The sequence below is a fragment of the uncultured Roseobacter sp. genome, from assembly GCF_947496515.1.
Taxonomy (GTDB): domain Bacteria; phylum Pseudomonadota; class Alphaproteobacteria; order Rhodobacterales; family Rhodobacteraceae; genus Roseobacter.
On the sequence record NZ_CANMDB010000006.1, the window covers coordinates 135,642 to 152,707 of the forward strand.

Here is a 17,066-nt window from a genome sequence, read left to right on the forward strand (position 1 = left end):
ATGACACAAGCCATGAAAATCGCAATTGTGGACGACGAACAGGACATGCGGCAGTCGATCAGCCAGTGGCTGGCGCTGTCTGGCTATGACACCGAGACCTTTGGCAGCGCCGAGGATGCGCTCAAGATCCTGGGGCCGGACTATCCCGGTATCGTGATCTCCGACATCAAGATGCCGGGCATGGACGGGATGCAGTTTCTCAAAAAGCTGATGGGCAATGACAGCGCGCTGCCGGTGATCATGATCACCGGTCACGGCGATGTGCCCATGGCGGTGGAGGCCATGCGCGTAGGTGCGTTCGATTTCCTTGAAAAGCCGTTCAACCCCGACCGGATGAACGAACTGGCCAAGAAAGCCACAGGCGCCCGTCGTCTGGTGATGGACAACCGCGCGCTGCGGCGTGAGCTCAGCGACGGCGGTCAGCTGATGAAGAAGCTCATCGGTCAAAGCCCGGTGATGGAGCGGCTGCGTGAAGACATCCTCGATCTGGGGCAGGCCGACGGCCATGTGCTGATCGACGGCGAGACCGGCACCGGCAAGACACTGGTGGCGCACGCTCTGCATGCGGTGGGCTCCCGCGCGGGTAAGAAATTCGTGCTGATCAGCTGCGGTGCCTATGAGGAAGAAGCGCTGAGCAAGCGGCTCTTTGGTCCGATGAACCCGGAGGACGCGCAACTCCCCGCCATTGAGGAGGCGCGCGGCGGCACGCTGGTGCTGGAAGACATCGAGGCGCTGACGGAGACGTTGCAGGCGCGACTGCTCAGCGTGATCAACGAGCAGGGGGCACCGGCCGAAACCCGTATCGTGGGCATCTCCAACCTGCAGGAAGCGGGTCGCACCTCCGAGGATGCGCTGCGCCCGGATCTCTTCTACCGTCTGGCGGCGCTGCGGATCATCGTGCCGCCCCTGCGCCAGCGCGGCGAGGATATCCTGACGCTCTTTACCCGGCTCTCCGAGCAGTTTGCCGATGAATACGGCTGTGACGCGCCGCAGGTCTCCGCTCAGGAAGCAGCGCAGCTGTTGCAGGCACCCTGGCCCGGCAACGTGCGCCAACTGATCAACGTCGCCGAACGCGCCGTGCTGCAGTCGCGCCGTGGGTCAGGCACCATCGCCTCCCTGCTGATGAACGATCACGAGGATATGCAGCCGGTGATGACCACCGAGGGCAAGCCGCTGAAGGAATACGTTGAAGCCTTTGAGCGGATGTTGATCGACAACACCATGCGGCGGCACCGCGGCTCCATCGCTTCTGTGATGGACGAGCTATGCCTGCCGCGGCGGACCCTCAACGAGAAGATGGCGAAGTACGGATTGCAGCGGTCGGACTATCTCTGACCGCCTTCTACTTTGGCGTGTGGGCTTGAAAAACCCCTAGAATCCGTTGGATAGGCGGAGTCCCGCGCCGTAAATCGTTTTTTGCCATTGTGTTTTGCCCCTGTGTGGCATTTATTGGGGGTTGGAAGCGGGCCTTCGTAGATGCCCCCTTTCGATTCAGTTTCGCTGACCTGGGCCCGACGCGATAGAGATCGTGCCGCCAGGGCAGACCGATTGGGCCGGAAACGGCCAACGAACCGCTGACGGCTCACAGGTGATATGACCTTGGAACCGCAGTTTATAATGGATACGGGAGGTGCGCCGCAACGGCGTGGTGGCCCTCGTGTCGGAGAAGAACCGCGATGACGCGCGCCAATGCACTGAGCAGGATTGCCATGACCCCTGAGGGTCATGCGCCGCGCGCGTCTCAGATCGCCCTGACAAGACATCGTTCGCATCATGCAGCCCCCCCGGGGGATGTGCGGTCGCGACTGTGCAATTTGGAAATATGGCCAAGAAAATGCTTATCGATGCCACCCACGCGGAAGAGACCCGCGTTGTGGTGGTGGACGGAAACAAGGTCGAGGAGTTCGATTTTGAATCCGAGAACAAACGCCAGCTCGCTGGCAACATCTATCTCGCAAAAGTAACACGGGTCGAGCCGTCGCTTCAGGCGGCTTTCGTGGATTACGGTGGCAACCGCCACGGGTTCCTCGCGTTCTCCGAGATCCATCCCGATTACTATCAGATCCCGGTCGCCGATCGTCAGGCCCTGATGGAAGAGGAACGTGCCTACGCCGAGGCCCAGAAGGCCAAGGAAGACGAGGACGAAAAGCCCAAGCGCCGCACGCGCAGCCGCAGCCGGTCCAAGGCAAAGGCGGAAGAGACCGCGAGTGATGATGCCGTCGCCACGAAGGACGTGGACGACGAGCCGATCAACGGGATGGAGACCATCGATCTGGCGGATGAGGAAGGTTCCTCGCCCATGGAGCGGGTGGGTGAAACACCCGTCGAAGAGCCCGACGACAGTGCGGGTGAGGCGCAGGCCACCGGCGATGAGAGCGATGATGACGAGGATGCGCCTCAGCGCGCGTCTGATGCGGCCTCCAAGGACGACAGCATCGAATCCGTCGCGGACGACGATGACCACGAGGATATCCGCCCGGCACGCAAACCGCGGCCCCGGCGCTACAAGATCCAGGAAGTCATCAAGGTGCGCCAGATCCTGCTGGTACAGGTCGTCAAGGAAGAGCGAGGCAACAAAGGTGCGGCACTCACCACCTACCTGAGCCTTGCCGGGCGCTACTGTGTGCTGATGCCCAATACGGCCCGTGGCGGTGGCATTTCCCGCAAGATCACCAATGCCGCCGACCGCAAGAAGCTCAAGGAAATCGCCCATGAGATCGAGGTGCCGCAGGGTGCTGGTCTCATTGTGCGCACGGCGGGCGCCAAACGCACCAAGGCCGAGATCAAGCGCGACTATGAATACCTGCAACGGCTTTGGGAGCAGATCCGCGAGCTGACGTTGAAATCCATCGCACCCGCGAAGATCTACGAGGAAGGCAACCTGATCAAACGCTCGATCCGCGATCTTTACAACCGCGAGATCGACGAGGTCTTCGTGGAAGGCGAGCGCGGCTACCGCACCGCCAAGGACTTCATGAAGATGATCATGCCGTCCCATGCCAAGAACGTGAAGCTCTATACCGAGAGCCTGCCGCTCTTTGCGCGCTACCAGGTGGAAAGCTATCTGGCGGGGATGTTCAACCCCACGGTGCAGCTGCCTTCGGGCGGCTACATCGTGATCGGGGTGACCGAGGCGCTGGTGGCGATCGACGTGAACTCCGGCCGGGCGACTAAGGAAGGCTCCATAGAGCAGACGGCGACCAAGACCAACCTGGAGGCCGCCGACGAGGTGGCGCGCCAGCTGCGGCTGCGGGATCTGGCGGGGTTGATCGTCATCGACTTCATCGACATGGACGAGCGCAAGAACAACGCCGCCGTCGAAAAGCGGATGAAGGAAAAGCTGAAGACGGATCGTGCGCGCATCCAGGTGGGCCGCATCTCCGGCTTCGGGCTGATGGAAATGTCGCGTCAGCGCCTGCGCCCCGGTATGATCGAGGCCACGACCCAGCCTTGTCAGGCCTGCCACGGCACCGGGCTCATCCGCTCGGATGACAATCTGGCGCTGTCGATCCTGCGGCAGATCGAGGAAGAGGGGACGCGCAAACGCTCCCGCGAGGTGCTGATCAAGGCGCCGGTGGGCATCGCGAACTTCCTGATGAACCAAAAGCGCGAGCACATCGCGCAGATCGAGGCACGCTACGGCCTCTCCGTGCGGATCGAGGGGGACCCGGCGCTGGTCAGCCCCGATTTCGAGCTGGAAAAGTTCAAGACAGCGACGCGCGTGGTAAAAGCCGGTGCAGCGCATGTGGTGTCGGTTGATACATCGATCATGGATGAAGTAGACGCCGCCGATGACGCACCAGTTGCGGCTGAAGAAGAGGCACCGGCTGCGCCGGGCAGTGAGCCAGCCCGGCAGGAAGAGGGTGATGGTGAGGGTCGGCCCAAACGCCGCCGCCGCCGTCGTCGTCGCAGCAGGAACAAGTCAAACGGCGAGAACGGGCAGGACGCGCAGCCCGACGCCGACGCGCAGGCAGCAGAGGCAAGCCAGGATGCTGCACCCAAGGACGCCGAAGACCGTCCTCAGCAGGTGAACGGCGCGGATCATTCTGCCGAGGCAACGGAGGCTGACCCCGCCGAGAAACCCAAGCCCAAGCGCCGCTCGCGCACCACCAAGGCCCGCGCCGAAGCCGCGGCGGAGGATGCGGGGGACACCAGTGCGCCGGTCGCCGAAAGCGACACGGCAGAAGCTGCTCCGACGGTCGAGGAGACCCCGCCCGAGAAGCCAAAGCGCAAACGCGCGAGCCGTGCGAAAAAGCCCAAGGAAGAGGCAGCACCGGCGCAGAAGGACGCGGAGGTTTCTGCAGAGGCCACGCCTGAGACGCCGGTTGCAGCAGATGCTCAGCCAGAGGCAACTCCGGCGCCTCAGCCGGAAACGGCGCCCGAGCCTGAACCCATTGCCGCAGCACCGGAACCCGAGACTGCAAAAGAAGCACCGGCCAAGCCCAAGCGCCGCGGTTGGTGGTCATTGGGCGGTTGAGCGCGCCGAAACTGTGTTGAAATCAAAAAGCGCAGCCCGCGGGTTGCGCTTTTTCAATGCGGGTCCGCTCTGCACCCACGTCAGACCGGTGCGCTCGTCCTCCGCTGGGTGCAAGGGCCTTCGAAGGCCCTTGGCGCGGGGAGGCTAGCCTTTGCGAATAAGGTAGGTCTGGACGGTGCCATCGTCTTCGGTCGAGAGGAGCTCGTGGCCTGCCTCGGCGCAGAAATGCGGCACATCGACAATTGCGGCGGGGTCATCGGCGCGCATGCGCAACGCCTCTCCGGACGCCAGTGCCTTCAGGCGTTTGCGGGCCTTCAGCACGGGCAGGGGGCAGAGCAGCCCGGTGGCGTCGAGGTCGTGAGGTCCATCCGTCATGTCCCGCACATAGGCGCGATGTTTCACTCTGTCCACAAGGTTGTGACCTTTGGCCCCGTGACCTGCTCGCATCAATCCGCTAGGGCTAGGCGATGTTTGGAATCGAGATCATCGACGCTGGCCTTTTGCCTGCCATGTTCGTGGCCTTGCTGGCGGGTGTTATCAGCTTTCTCAGCCCCTGTGTGTTGCCGATCGTTCCCCCGTACCTCGCCTACATGAGTGGCGTTTCCGTCGGCGAGATGACCAGCGAGAGCGCCGCCCGCCGCCGCGCGGTGATCTCTGCGCTGTTTTTCGTTCTGGGGTTGAGTACGGTCTTTCTGATCCTCGGCTTCACGGCCTCCGCTTTCGGTGCCTTTTTCCTGCAAAATCAGGTGCTTTTCGCACAAGTGTCAGGCGTCGTCGTAATCGTTTTCGGTCTGCACTTCCTGGGGCTTTTCCGCATTCCCTTTCTCGATCAGGACGCGCGCATGGATGCAGGCGACCGGGGTGGCTCCAGTTTTGGCGCCTACATCCTCGGTCTGGCCTTCGCCTTCGGCTGGACCCCCTGCATCGGCCCGCAATTGGGTGCCATCCTGTCGCTGGCGGCCTCCGAGGCCTCCGTCAGCCGGGGCACGTTACTGCTCGGCATCTACGCCGCGGGCTTGGGCATTCCGTTCCTGCTCGCTGCCATGTTCATGACCCGCGCCGTGGGCGTGATGAACCGGCTCAAGCGGCACATGAAGATGATTGAGCGGGTCATGGGTGGCCTGCTCGTGCTGGTGGGGCTGGCGCTGGTGACAGGCGCCTTTACGACCTTTTCGTGGTGGCTTCTGGAACAGTTCCCTTTTCTGGCGACCCTGGGCTGACCTCCGCAAGCGCTTCTGCATCACCGGGTGTCCGTGACGCGAGCGTGAGGTCGGTACGGCTTGCCCCTCGCGCGCAATTTCCCAAGCGCCATGTTGCAGAATGAGCGGACTGCGCCTTAGACTGCGCAGATGCCCGCGATGCCGCGGTGACCTACAGAGAGCCCGCAGATGAGCCAGACGGCTGCCCGCCCTGTCAGACGCCGCAAGGTTTTCTACATTCCCGGATACGATCCCTTTCCGCCCCGCCGGTACCGCGAGCTTTACCGCCGCGAGGGCGCGGCGCAGGCGGAGATCTCGGGCTACGTGCTCGAGATGGAGGGTGGGCTGGAGGCACCGGGACGCTTCGGCTGGCGTGTGAGCGCCCAGATGCAGGATCGCGTGACGCGATCGGAGATCGAGGTGCTGGTCTGGTCCGATATTGTTCAGGACAGCCGTACCGGCTCGATCCCGGGGACCTATCTGGCGCTGTTCCGCACGGCATGGATCTATCTCTCGACCGGGGCGCTCTGGCGGCTGATGCGGTTGCGCAAAGGGCCGGTGATTGCGGCGCTCTATCCGGTTGTCATGCTCCTGGGTCAACTTGCGCTGGCGACGCTGGCCGGTTGGCTGATCTGGCAGCTGGGCACCTCGCTGGCGCCCGGGGTGGCGCTGCTTGCGGCAGGCGCGGGGGGGCTCTGTGCGGTTCTGTTGCTGCGCTGGTTTCGCGACCGGGACGGCCGGATCTTTGCCTACTATCTGATGCATGATTTTGCCCATAGCGCCGAGGCCCGCGGCGCTTATCCGGCGGCACTTGCAGAGCGGTTGGAGGTGTTCCGGGAGCGGGTGGCCGAGGCGCTCGCCAGTGACGTGGACGAAGTGCTGGTGGTGGGGCACTCCTCTGGTGCGCATCTGGCGATCAGCCTGCTGGCGGAGATCCTGCGCGAGAGACAGGCGCCGCAGGACGGGCCCGCACTTGGGCTCCTGTCCCTCGGGCATGTGGTGCCGATGGTGGGCTTTCTCCCCCAGGCGGGCGCGCTACGGCGGGATCTGTCGACGCTCGCTGTCTCGGATCGGCTGGCTTGGATCGATGTGAGCGCGCCGGGCGACGGATGTTGCTTTGCACTGTGCGATCCCGTGGCCGTCTGTGGACAAGGATCGCCAGAGGCGCGCTGGCCGCTGGTTTTCTCCGCTGCCTTCACGAAGACCCTGTCAGCCGAGCGGTGGAAGCGCCTTCGAAGGCGCTTCTTTCGCCTGCATTTCCAATATCTCTGCGCCTTTGATCGGCCCGGCGACTATGACTATTTCGCGATCACCGCGGGTCCCGTCAGCCTCGCGGATCGCTACGCAAACCGCACGCCGTCTGCCTCGCGGATCACCCGGTCGCTCAGCCCCTACACGGACCGTGCCCCGTGACCCGACCGCCAAAACCGCGCGCGCGCGCGGATCGTGTGAGCCTGTGGCAGCACCTGCGCCTTTTCCGTCGCGATATCCTGTCCTCGCAGCCCGTGCGGCTCTATGGCGCGTGGATGGCGGAATTTCGCACGCCGTTTTTCCGCAGTTACATGGTCAATGACGGTGAGATCATCCAGACCGTCCTAAAGACACGGCCCGGAGATTTCCCGAAGTCGGATCGCGTCGGGTCAGGTCTCAGACCGCTCCTGGGAAATTCGGTCTTTCTGACCAACGGGGCGACGTGGGAGCGGCAGCGACGGATCATCAACCCCGCCTTCGAAGGCGGGGGCGCGCGCTCCACGCACCCCGCCATCGTTGCGGCGGCAGAGGCGGTCACGGACCGGCTGCTGGCGCAATGCGGTGCCGAAATCGACATCGAGCCGGAGGCAAGCCACGCCGCCGCGGACGCCATCTTTCGCACGCTCTTTTCCATCCCCATCGAGCATGAGACCGCGCGCGCCGTCTTTGCCGCCTTTCAGCGCTACCAGCGCAGTCAGCCGATCCTGAACCTGGCGGCTTTCCTGCCTGTCCCGGGTTGGATGCCGCGCGGCTACCGGGCCGAGACCAAACGCAGTGCCGCGGAGATCCGGGCGCTGATCACCGGTCTGACCATGGCCCGGCAGGCGGAGATTGACGCAGGCGATGCGCCGCAGGATCTGGCCACCGCGATCATGACCACGCCCGATCCTCTGACGGGGGACACCTTTGATGTGGCGGAGATGGTGGATCAAGTGGCGATCTTCTTTCTTGCCGGGCATGAGACCAGCGCCTCGGCACTGGCCTGGGCGCTCTATCTGCTGGCGCTTTTTCCCGACTGGCAGGACAGGCTTGCCGAGGAAGCGCAGTGCATTGATCTCAAGGACTTTTCTCAGCTTTCGCAGCTGCGCCTGACGCGCGATGTGTTCCGCGAGACGCTGCGGCTTTACCCGCCTGTGCCGATGATGGTCCGTGAGACGACGGTGCCTGAGACGTTTCGCAACCGCGCTGTCAAACCGGGGGCACAGGTCGTGATCAGCCAGTGGCATCTGCACCGTCAGAACCGGGTGTGGGAGCGACCCGATGACTTCGACCCCGGCAGGTGGCAGACGGAGACTGGCCGTGCCTGCGCGCGCGGGGCCTACCTGCCGTTCAGCGCTGGCCCGCGGGTTTGCCCGGGCGCGGGCTTTGCCATGACGGAAGGGGTCCTGATGCTGGCGCATATCCTGCGGCGTCTGAGGGTGGTGCTGCCGGACGGTCCACCGCCGGTGCCGGTGGCGCATCTGACCGTGCGCTCGCAGAGCGGGATCCGTCTTCGGCTTGTCCGGCGCTAACATATACCATCGCGCGCGCCTGTGATTTAAGCAAAGGCAAGCGGCGGAATCAGAAGGAAAAACCGATCATGTCAGACACGGGCGCGATGCGCGAACAGATGAAATCAGGCGCGGGCTTCATCGCGGCGCTGGACCAGTCGGGTGGCTCTACCCCCAAAGCGCTGAGCCTCTACGGTGTCGAGCCGTCTGACTACACCGGTGACGAAGAGATGTTCCGCGCCATGCATGACATGCGCGCCCGAATCATTCTGGCGGATGATTTCACCAAGTCGAAAATCATCGGTGCGATTCTCTTTGAACGCACGATGCATGATACCATCAACGACACCCCCGTTGCGGAATTGCTGTGGTCTGCGCGCGGTGTGGTGCCGTTTCTGAAGATCGACAAGGGGCTGGAGGAGCAGGCCGACGGGGTGCAATTGCTCAAACCCATGCCCGGGCTGGAGGAGACCTTGCAGGTGGCGAAGGGCAAGGGGATCTTTGGCACCAAGGAACGCTCGGTCATCCACGAAGCTGATGAAAAAGGCATTGCCGAGATCGTGGCGCAGCAGTTTGAGGTCGCGCGGACGGTGCGTGCCGCGGGCCTCGTTCCCATTCTGGAGCCGGAGGTGAATATTCATTCCCAGACCAAGAACGAGGCGGAGGTGCTGCTGGAAGCGGAGATCGCCAAACATCTGGACAGGCTGGAAGGTGGCACGGATGTGATGCTCAAACTGACGCCGCCCAACGAGCCCTGGCGCTACGAAAAGCTGGCGGCGCACCCCCGGGTGCTGCGCGTTGTGGCGCTGTCGGGCGGCTATTCCACCGATGAGGCCTGCCAGCGGCTGACGCAATGCCCCAGCATGATTGCAAGCTTCAGCCGTGCCCTGACCGAAGGGCTGAACGTGAAGATGTCGGACGCGGAGTTCAACACGGCTCTGGGCAGCAACATCGACAAGATCTACCGCGCGTCGATCTAGGCTGGTCGCGTCAGGGCATCCCGGCGCCGATCGTCAGATTTTGCGGTTGTACCAAGGCCGAGGGACAGCGAAACCCGAAGCCCACGCGACGCAACATGCCCCAGAGCGGTTTGAGTTCAAGTTGGCGCGCTGCGGGATCCGCTGTGTCTTGCCTTCGACGTCTGAGCGTAGTGGGCTGAGCTGGGAGAAAGGGGTTTCGAAACCCCTTCCACCGCGCGTTGCCGGTGGTGCGCGTTATTCGGGTGCGCTGCGATCTTCGTCAGCGGCGAGCCGGGCCTGCAGATCACGCAGCACGTGGAGGCGAATAGCAGACGCGAGGCCCGCGCGTGTACCGCGTTCCACGTCGATCTGGGCCACCAGCGCGTTGATCGGCACCGACTTCTCTGCCGCGATCCGACGGAAGGCTTGCCAGAATTCGGGCTCTAACGACACCGACGTCCGGTGCCCTTTGAGCGTGACCGAGTGTTTGACAGGCCTGTCGTTCATGTCTCGCGTTTATGGGCGTCGAGCGCGCGGGCGGTCTTTTCCGCCTCTGACCGGCTGGCCTCCTTCTCGGCCTTGGTCCGGCCGAAGCGCAGCGCATTTTCCTCGGACTGCGCCTTTTTCCGGGTTCGGGCGCGTTCCTTGCGGGCCTTGTTGAGGTTGATGGGCGAGACCACTGACTACTCCTTTTTTACAGATGCGACGCGCCCGCGGCGCACTCTTGCGAAACCATCACGACCGAAACAGGCTTCCCACAAGGGGCGGCAGAAGTCTGCGACCCTCCGGCGTCAGTTTGTAGGCAACCGCGGTTTCTCTCAGCGGTTCGGGCACGGAGCCATCCTGCAGCGCCGTCAAGCCGACATTGGACAGATGCGCCCAAAACCTGTCATTGGCTGAGCCGCGGCTTGTCATGACCGCGGCATCCTTCTGAGCGTCATTCTGCAGCAGTGCGATCAGGGCAGATCTGTCACCATCCGAGAGCGCCTCCGCCAATGCTTTCAGACGCGGCCCCCAGCTTCTGTCCGTTTTGGCATCTTCCAGAAGCCCGCGCACAGGGTCGACCGACGTGTCGCTCATGTCTCTTTTGGCCCCACCATGTTTTCTGGCCGCACCACCTCGTTGAACCGGTCTTCGGTGACAAAGCCCAGAGCCACCGCTTCCTCGATCAGCGTGGTGCCGTTCTTATGCGCGGTCTTGGCGACCTTGGTGGCGTTGTCATAGCCGATCTCGGGGGCGAGTGCTGTGACCAGCATCAGGCTTTCGCGCATCAGCCGGTCGATACGGTCTGCATCCGCTTGTAGCCCGTCGACCAGATTATCCGTAAACGCCGAGGCCGCATCGCCCAGAAGCTGCATGCTCTGCAACACGTTATAGGCCATCATGGGCTTGTAGACGTTGAGCTCGAAATGGCCCTGCGAGCCTGCGAACCCCACGGCGGCGTCATTGCCGAAGACATGGGCGCAGACCTGGGTGAGTGCTTCGCATTGGGTCGGGTTGACCTTGCCGGGCATGATGGAGGAGCCGGGTTCGTTCTCCGGCAGTACCAGCTCGCCCAGACCGCAGCGCGGGCCGGAGCCCAACAGGCGGATGTCATTGGCGATCTTGAACAGGCTTGCGGCCACGACCTTGAGCGCGCCGGAGATCTCGACCATCGCGTCATGGGCGGCAAGTGCTTCGAACTTGTTGGGAGCGGTCACGAAGGGGAGGCCCGTGATCTCCGCCATGTTGGCGGCCACCATCACATCCCAGCCTTTGGGCGTGTTGAGCCCGGTGCCCACGGCGGTGCCGCCCTGCGCCAGCTCGTAGATGCGCCCCAGTGCGTCCTTGACCCGCTGGATCCCCATGGCGACCTGATGGGTGTAGCCGGAAAATTCCTGGGACAGTGTCAGCGGTGTTGCATCCTGAGTGTGGGTGCGGCCGATCTTGATGATCCCGTCGAATGCCGCGACCTTGGCCTGGAGCGCGCCGTGCAGTTTTTCCAGCCCGGGCAGCAGCACGTCGCGGGCGGTCATGGCGGTCGCGATATGCATGGCGGTGGGGAAGGTGTCGTTGGAGGATTGCCCCATGTTGCAGTGGTCATTGGGGTGCACCGGGTCCTTGGAGCCGATCTGCCCGCCCATGATCTCGATCGCGCGGTTGGCGATGACCTCATTGGCGTTCATGTTGGACTGTGTGCCCGACCCGGTCTGCCAGACCACCAGCGGAAAGTTATCGTCGAACTTGCCCGAGACGACCTCGCTGGCCGCCTGCTGGATAGCGGCGCCACGGGCGTCGTCGAGCTTGCCCAGATGCTGGTTTGCCTGCGCACAGGCCTGTTTGATCACACCAAGCGCGCGGACAATGGCGACGGGTTGCTGTTCCCATCCGATGGGAAAGTTCTGGATGGAGCGCTGCGTCTGCGCGCCCCAATACTTGTCCGATGGCACCTCAAGGGGGCCGAAACTATCGGTTTCCGTGCGGGTCTGCGCCATGATGTCTTCCCTGAAATTGCGGTGGCAACGGTGTAGCGCCGCAGGCCGGGCCATGCAACGGCGGCTTTGCGGAAGGGGGGGCGGGGCAGGTCGACATTGCATGCAGGCTGCAAGGGCTTATCTTGAGATCGAGCAGTTGGAGGAGAAGACACATGATGGCATGGCGCCGGACCGCCTGGACAAGCCTGATGGCACTGATCGTGCTGGCGGGGGTCGCCCGGGCCGACATCAGCCGCTTTGTGGGCAGCTTTGAGGGCGCGGCCCCCGTCACGCTGGCCGATGGTCGCACCCAGGACCGGGTCATGAACGTCAAGATCACCGAGACAAAGGCGGGCTTTAGCGTCGCCTGGACCACGACAACGCTGCGGGCGGACGGGACAGGGTCTGACAAGTCCTACCTCGTGGAGTTCGTGCCCTCGGACCGCGGCGATGTCTTCGCCGCTGCCATGAAGCGCAATGTTTTCGGGCATGGGGTGCAGTTGGACCCGATGCAGGGGGAACCCTACGTCTGGGCGCGGATCGAGGGGGACACGCTCAGTGTCTACTCGCTCTTTGTGGCGGAGGACGGCGGTTACGAGATCCAGCAGTTTGACAGAACGCTTGCTGACGGTGGTCTCGATCTGGAGTATCAGAGCGTGCGCAATGGCGAGATCGGGCGGACGGTGTCAACTTTTCTTCGGCGGCGATAGGCCGCGTGACAGCTGCTCAGGCGTCTGTTCGCCACGGACAGGCCTGGCTGTGGTCTCTCACCGGTGATCGCGAGGTCGGAGGTCTGCGGGGCTTACACCAAACCTCATTGTGAGTGGCGCAGCGATCTGATGCTGATTGCCGGTCTTGGACGCGCAGGCTGGTACCTGTTGAAATCATCCGTGCGTGGCGGTGCCTTGCGCTATTTCCGGAAGCTGTCGAGCGAGACAATCTCGGCGTCCTTGGCCGGTGGCTCAGCATCGTCTTCTGTGTCCGAGGTGGCGGGCAGGCTCGGCTCCGGTTTGATCGCGGGCAGGGTTGTCGCCGGTTTTATCTTTTCTTTTTCGCCCCCTGCGTCGCCTTCTTCATCCTGATCTCCCTGGGTTTCGAACCTCAGCCCGAACTCCACCGACGGATCCACAAAGGTCTTGATCGCGTCATAGGGAATGTAGAGAGGCTCGGGCGCGTCGCCGAAATTGAGCGTCACGGAAAACCCCTCGGCCCCCACATCCAGATTGTCGTACCAGTGCTGCATGACCACGGTCATCTCGCCGGGGTAGCGGTCCGACAGCCAGTCGGCCAGCTCCGCATCGGGGTGACTGGTATCGAAGGTGATGAAGAAATGATGCGCGCCGGGCAGGCCATTGGCCGATACATCCTCCAGAACCTCGCGGATGAGGCCGCGCATGGCTTCGTGCATCAGGTTGCCGTAGTCGATGGTGCGGCTCATCGCGATCCTATGAACTGAGGTGAGTACCTCTTTGAGCATACCCGATTCCCGCCGCGAGGAAAGAGGGTGTCTTAGGTCAGCACGCTCAGGCCCAGCCCGGCGAGCGCCATGAGCGCCAGGGTCTCGGCCAGCCCGCGTTTCAGGCCCAGCAGGAGCAGCGCCGCAAGGGCGGTGAGCCCGAGGGCCGCCGGATCCAGCGATGCGGGCGTGGGCCAGGGCAGGGCGGCCCAGACGCCGGTGCGGACCTCGCGGAACAGCACATGCAGCGCGAACCACAGGCCCAGATTGAGGATGACGCCCACCACAGCTGCGGTGATCGCCTGCAACGCAGCAGAGAGGCGCGGGCGTGCCGCGATCTGATCCAGGTAAGGCCCTGCGAGAAAGATCCATAGAAAACAGGGGGTAAAGGTGACCCAGAGCGCCAGCCCCCCGGCCGCGAGCGCCATGGTGATCCCGCCGTCGGCAAAGCCTGCGAGCAGGGCCACGAACTGGGTCACCAGGATCAGAGGGCCGGGCGTCGTCTCTGCCAACCCGAGCGCGTCAATCATCTGGCCGGTGCTGATCCAGCCGAAGTCCTGCACTACCGTCTGGGTCATATAGGCGAGCACTGCGTATGCGCCGCCAAAGGTCACCACAGCGAGTTTGGAGAAGAAGAGCGCAATCTGGGTCAGAAACGTCTGATCTGCCAGCCAAACCGCGAGCACGGGCAGCGCCCAGAGCGTGCCCCAGAGGACGGTGGTGCGCAGGCTGCGGGCGCGCGTGGGCGGGGGTGTTGCGGGGGCGGTCGCCGGGGTCGAGGTGCCGATCGCGCCGCAGAGCGCTGCACCTGCGATGACCAGCGGAAAGGGCAGCCCAAAGACGAAGAGAGCCGCAAAAGCAGCCGTGGCGAGGGCGAGGCTGGTGGGGGTCGTCAAGGTCTTGCGCGAGAGTTTTACCAATGCTTGCAGGAGGATAACCACCACGGTTGCCTTGATCCCGGCAAACCCCGCTTGCACCAGGGGGAGCTGTCCATAGAGTGCGTAGCCCAGTGCCAGCAGCCCGATCACCAGCGCGCCTGGCAGCACAAAGAGCGCCCCTGCGATGAGCCCGCCCACCGTACCCTGCAGCCGCCAGCCAGCGTAGGTCGCCAACTGCATCGCTTCGGGCCCGGGCAGCAGCATGCACAGCGACAGGGCGCGCAGGAAGCTGTCATTGCTGAGCCAGTCACGTGTCTCCACCAGCTCGCGGTGCATCAAGGCGATCTGGGCGGCTGGCCCGCCGAAAGACAAAAGGCCGATGCGCCCGAAGACGCGGGTGATGTCGGCGAGGCCGGGTCGGGTCACCTATTGGGGCTTTCAGCTATGCCAGTGGGAAGTAATTTTAAAACAGTGTCTTGTGACGAGGTATCAATGTTATCAGCGGATCTGGAGACGGGCCTTGCCATGATCGACATCCTTTGACCGGAGACGGCGTCTCCCGGAGGTGGCACGACTGGGGCTGTCACGTCAATCATGATCTGGTCGGCAAAGTCGTGCCATAACCCGGGCAGGGAAATTACTGATATATTTCAGCTATATCGGGGGGGGTAAGTGCAGGTTTCTGTTGCCAGGTACCTGCGAACCCCGCCTAGTGCTGCAAAGCGCTAGGACTTAAGATTTCAGTATCTCCGGTCGCTTACGCGGCCATCGCTACTGGTGCACGATTGTCATTTGCAATTGTACGTTTTGAACCGATAACGGTGGTATCTCACCGGGACAAAGCTAACCCCTTTAGACGTTCGTCGATCCTGTTTCGGCCCCATGATCCCCAAATGAAGGATGTTGGTGGAGCCGCCGGGTACCGCCCCCGGGTCCGATCCGCTTATTGCGAGCGCGTTTATGTCCATAGTCCCGAAAGACATCCCAGACATAGGCGCAATGGCCGGAGATCTCAAGGGGCAAGCAGCGTGCGGTGAAATTGGCCCTTGCGCAACGGTGATCATCTAATCGTTATGCAGATCAAGTGTTAACGCGATTTTCTTCATGTAAAACCAACGTCGGTATAACGTCGGTATTTTAACGGTATTGCGTCGGTGCGGGGTCGGTGTGGCGCATCGGTTAACGGTGCGTACGCCGCTCTCAGCCGATGTTGCCAAAGATCAGCCAGGCGGCGAGCGCGGCTTCGATCCCGCCGAAGACGGCGAGTTTACCCACCGGCGGCCTGTCAAAGATCAGCGACAGCACCCGGCCCGTGGCAGCCCCCGCGAAGGCAAAGCCGATCATCGCGTAGGCCAGCGGTGCATCGAGCCAGAGTGCCGCGAGACCGGCGGCCACGAACAGCCCGCCCACGGAAGCGCGCATTTCGCTCAGCCCCATGGTGGTATCGGTCGGTGCGAGATCCAGTGCAGCAGCAGTGTAGCGCGGCCGCAGAAACCCGAAGAGGCCGAAGCCGATGGTGAGCAGGCAAGCGATTATATTGAGGATATCTGTCATATCCGGAAAGATAGGCTGCAGCCTGCGCCCGGCAATGGCGCTTTAGTCCAGCACGACAGGCTCCGGCCGCCCCATGCGGCAGAGATCGCAGATGCGCACGGCCTCGGTGATGCCCATCTCTGCCAAAGCGCGGAAACTGGGCAGGGTGTAGGGGTCGGCGGCGGCAAGATCGACCGTGTAGCCCATATCGCCGAAGGCCGCGAGCGACATCCGGCTGATGGGTCGGTTGAGACCCGACAGGAAGCCGGTGAGCAGTTCGTCACCGAAGATGAGCTCGCGCCAGTGGCCTTCACGGGTGCCCGGTCCGCCGGTATTGGCGATGGGCACAGCGCTGCCGGTACCTCCGAGGGCGCTGTACTCACGCTGGGCGCCAGTGCCGGTAAAGCGCGGATCGTTGGTGCCGCTGCCCGAGATCAGCCCCGCGCGGGCCCAGAGGGTGCCAAAACCCAGCACATGGGCCATCTCGTGCAGGACCACATCCTCAAAGCTGCCTTCGGCTTCCAACCGTTCGACGTCGGCGGTATCGAACTGCATGATGCCCGCGGCGGGAAGCTCGGCACCCGGGCGCAGGGCGGTGGGACCGGCCTGGCCCAGGACGCCGGCAGCGCCGTCGATGGGTTCAATCGCCACCTCGATCAGCACGCCGGTCAGCTGCCGGCCGTCAAAGGCGACGGCGGCAAAGCTGGTGTCGATGAGCCTGTCCCAGCGGGCGGCGGCGCGGTCAAAGGCACCCCGACGGACCTCGGACAGCGGTGCGGTATAGTCGAGCGTGATCATGAAGCCGGGCGCTCCGGCACGGACAGGAGCACCCAGCGACCGGCGCGGTCGAGGACCTGCGCGCCCTGCTCGCTGCGGTCGGCGATCGCGCCGTTTTCATGGGCCGGGCAGGCAATGAGGGTCGCGCTGTCGTCCAGATAGGGGCGTGTCAGATCGTTTTCACCGATCACCACGCAGACATCCCGGGGGCCGGGAAAGGGGCGCACGGCGATCAAGCCCGATTGCTCCGGCGGCGTGTAGACGGGGCGGGGCGTCGGTGCGCCCGGGGCAGGGCCGGAGGTGGGCACGGCGGTGCAGCCTGCAAGGAGTGCCGCGAGGAAGCTGGCGGTAAGCGTGGGTTTGATCATCGGTGCTGTCCTGTTTTCCGTTCCCTTGGGCAAAACTAGCCTGCTGCGGCCCTCATGGCGAGGCCACCTGGGCCGGGATCTGCGCAGCTTGCCGCCGATCTCTGAGCGGACCGCTTCCACCGGACTACGTGCGATTTGCCGCGTGGCGCGCGTGAGGGCGGACCGTCGGTGCAGCGCCGCCCGGTCCCCGACGGGGCCGGGCAGCCGCCGACCCTCCTCGATGGA

Annotated in this window: 17 protein-coding genes and 1 other RNA gene; 7 read left to right on the forward strand and 11 right to left on the reverse strand. The window is 63.6% G+C overall.

The features are described from left to right. Both Q1A53_RS12680 and Q1A53_RS12685 read left to right on the forward strand, forming a co-directional pair. The gene (locus Q1A53_RS12680) at positions 1 to 1,335 is read left to right on the forward strand and encodes a sigma-54 dependent transcriptional regulator (RefSeq protein ID WP_299967150.1); all 1,335 of its coding nucleotides are present in this window, start codon (positions 1 to 3) and stop codon (positions 1,333 to 1,335) included. A gap of 487 nt (positions 1,336 to 1,822) precedes the next feature. Beyond that, a complete protein-coding gene (locus Q1A53_RS12685) occupies positions 1,823 to 4,477 on the forward strand; it encodes a ribonuclease E/G (protein ID WP_299967152.1) in 2,655 nt (884 codons plus the stop codon). A 144-nt stretch (positions 4,478 to 4,621) separates the two neighbouring features. Here the strand turns inward: Q1A53_RS12685 and Q1A53_RS12690 are convergent, their stop codons facing one another. Beyond that, entirely contained in the window at positions 4,622 to 4,852 is a 231-nt protein-coding gene (locus Q1A53_RS12690) for a sulfurtransferase TusA family protein (protein ID WP_299967154.1), read from the reverse strand. A gap of 92 nt (positions 4,853 to 4,944) precedes the next feature. Here Q1A53_RS12690 and Q1A53_RS12695 point away from each other — a divergent pair, with 92 nt between their 5' ends. From Q1A53_RS12695 to Q1A53_RS12710, 4 genes are all read left to right on the forward strand, one after another. After that, positions 4,945 to 5,697: a cytochrome c biogenesis protein CcdA gene (locus Q1A53_RS12695; protein ID WP_299967156.1), complete on the forward strand. Its 753-nt coding sequence runs from the start codon at positions 4,945 to 4,947 to the stop codon at positions 5,695 to 5,697. 168 nt (positions 5,698 to 5,865) lie between these two features. Next, on the forward strand, positions 5,866 to 7,089 hold the full coding sequence (locus Q1A53_RS12700; RefSeq protein ID WP_299967158.1) for a hypothetical protein: 1,224 nt from the start codon (positions 5,866 to 5,868) through the stop codon (positions 7,087 to 7,089). Next, positions 7,086 to 8,438, forward strand: a complete 1,353-nt coding sequence (locus Q1A53_RS12705) for a cytochrome P450 (protein ID WP_299967161.1) — start codon at positions 7,086 to 7,088, stop codon at positions 8,436 to 8,438. The genes Q1A53_RS12700 and Q1A53_RS12705 overlap by 4 nt, the downstream gene beginning before the upstream one ends. Positions 8,439 to 8,506: 68 nt before the next feature. After that, positions 8,507 to 9,397: a fructose bisphosphate aldolase gene (locus Q1A53_RS12710; protein ID WP_299967163.1), complete on the forward strand. Its 891-nt coding sequence runs from the start codon at positions 8,507 to 8,509 to the stop codon at positions 9,395 to 9,397. A 234-nt stretch (positions 9,398 to 9,631) separates the two neighbouring features. Here the strand turns inward: Q1A53_RS12710 and Q1A53_RS12715 are convergent, their stop codons facing one another. From Q1A53_RS12715 to fumC, 4 genes are read right to left on the reverse strand one after another with little or no spacing between them, the layout of a single operon-like run. Beyond that, on the reverse strand, positions 9,632 to 9,883 hold the full coding sequence (locus tag Q1A53_RS12715) for a ribbon-helix-helix domain-containing protein (RefSeq protein WP_299967165.1): 252 nt from the start codon (positions 9,881 to 9,883) through the stop codon (positions 9,632 to 9,634). Continuing rightward, positions 9,880 to 10,056, reverse strand: a complete 177-nt coding sequence (locus tag Q1A53_RS12720; RefSeq protein WP_299967168.1) for a DUF4169 family protein — start codon at positions 10,054 to 10,056, stop codon at positions 9,880 to 9,882. Before Q1A53_RS12720 ends, Q1A53_RS12715 begins: the two co-directional genes overlap by 4 nt. A 55-nt stretch (positions 10,057 to 10,111) precedes the next feature. Next, on the reverse strand, positions 10,112 to 10,456 hold the full coding sequence (locus Q1A53_RS12725; protein ID WP_299967171.1) for a hypothetical protein: 345 nt from the start codon (positions 10,454 to 10,456) through the stop codon (positions 10,112 to 10,114). Then, complete coding sequence (fumC, locus tag Q1A53_RS12730) at positions 10,453 to 11,850, reverse strand: class II fumarate hydratase (protein ID WP_299967173.1); 1,398 nt, start codon at positions 11,848 to 11,850, stop codon at positions 10,453 to 10,455. Before fumC ends, Q1A53_RS12725 begins: the two co-directional genes overlap by 4 nt. A 152-nt stretch (positions 11,851 to 12,002) precedes the next feature. On the opposite strand from fumC, the gene Q1A53_RS12735 reads away from it, so the two are divergent. Beyond that, positions 12,003 to 12,539, forward strand: coding sequence for a hypothetical protein (locus Q1A53_RS12735; protein WP_299967176.1), 537 nt, complete (start codon positions 12,003 to 12,005; stop codon positions 12,537 to 12,539). A 200-nt stretch (positions 12,540 to 12,739) separates the two neighbouring features. On the opposite strand, the gene Q1A53_RS12740 is transcribed toward Q1A53_RS12735, so the two are convergent. The 6 genes from Q1A53_RS12740 to Q1A53_RS12765 form a co-directional block, all read right to left on the reverse strand. Next, positions 12,740 to 13,267, reverse strand: coding sequence for a ClpXP protease specificity-enhancing factor SspB (locus Q1A53_RS12740; protein ID WP_299967178.1), 528 nt, complete (start codon positions 13,265 to 13,267; stop codon positions 12,740 to 12,742). 71 nt (positions 13,268 to 13,338) lie between these two features. Continuing rightward, positions 13,339 to 14,589, reverse strand: coding sequence for a chromate efflux transporter (chrA, locus tag Q1A53_RS12745; RefSeq protein ID WP_299967180.1), 1,251 nt, complete (start codon positions 14,587 to 14,589; stop codon positions 13,339 to 13,341). Positions 14,590 to 14,834: 245 nt separating this feature from the next. Further along, positions 14,835 to 15,183: a transfer-messenger RNA gene (gene ssrA / locus Q1A53_RS12750) on the reverse strand. A gap of 180 nt (positions 15,184 to 15,363) precedes the next feature. Further along, a complete protein-coding gene (locus Q1A53_RS12755; protein WP_299967183.1) occupies positions 15,364 to 15,717 on the reverse strand; it encodes a DUF4345 family protein in 354 nt (117 codons plus the stop codon). Positions 15,718 to 15,759: 42 nt separating this feature from the next. Then, positions 15,760 to 16,494, reverse strand: a complete 735-nt coding sequence (locus Q1A53_RS12760) for a leishmanolysin-related zinc metalloendopeptidase (RefSeq protein ID WP_299967186.1) — start codon at positions 16,492 to 16,494, stop codon at positions 15,760 to 15,762. Then, on the reverse strand, positions 16,491 to 16,841 hold the full coding sequence (locus tag Q1A53_RS12765) for a hypothetical protein (RefSeq protein ID WP_299967189.1): 351 nt from the start codon (positions 16,839 to 16,841) through the stop codon (positions 16,491 to 16,493). Before Q1A53_RS12765 ends, Q1A53_RS12760 begins: the two co-directional genes overlap by 4 nt. Positions 16,842 to 17,066 lie beyond the last annotated feature (225 nt).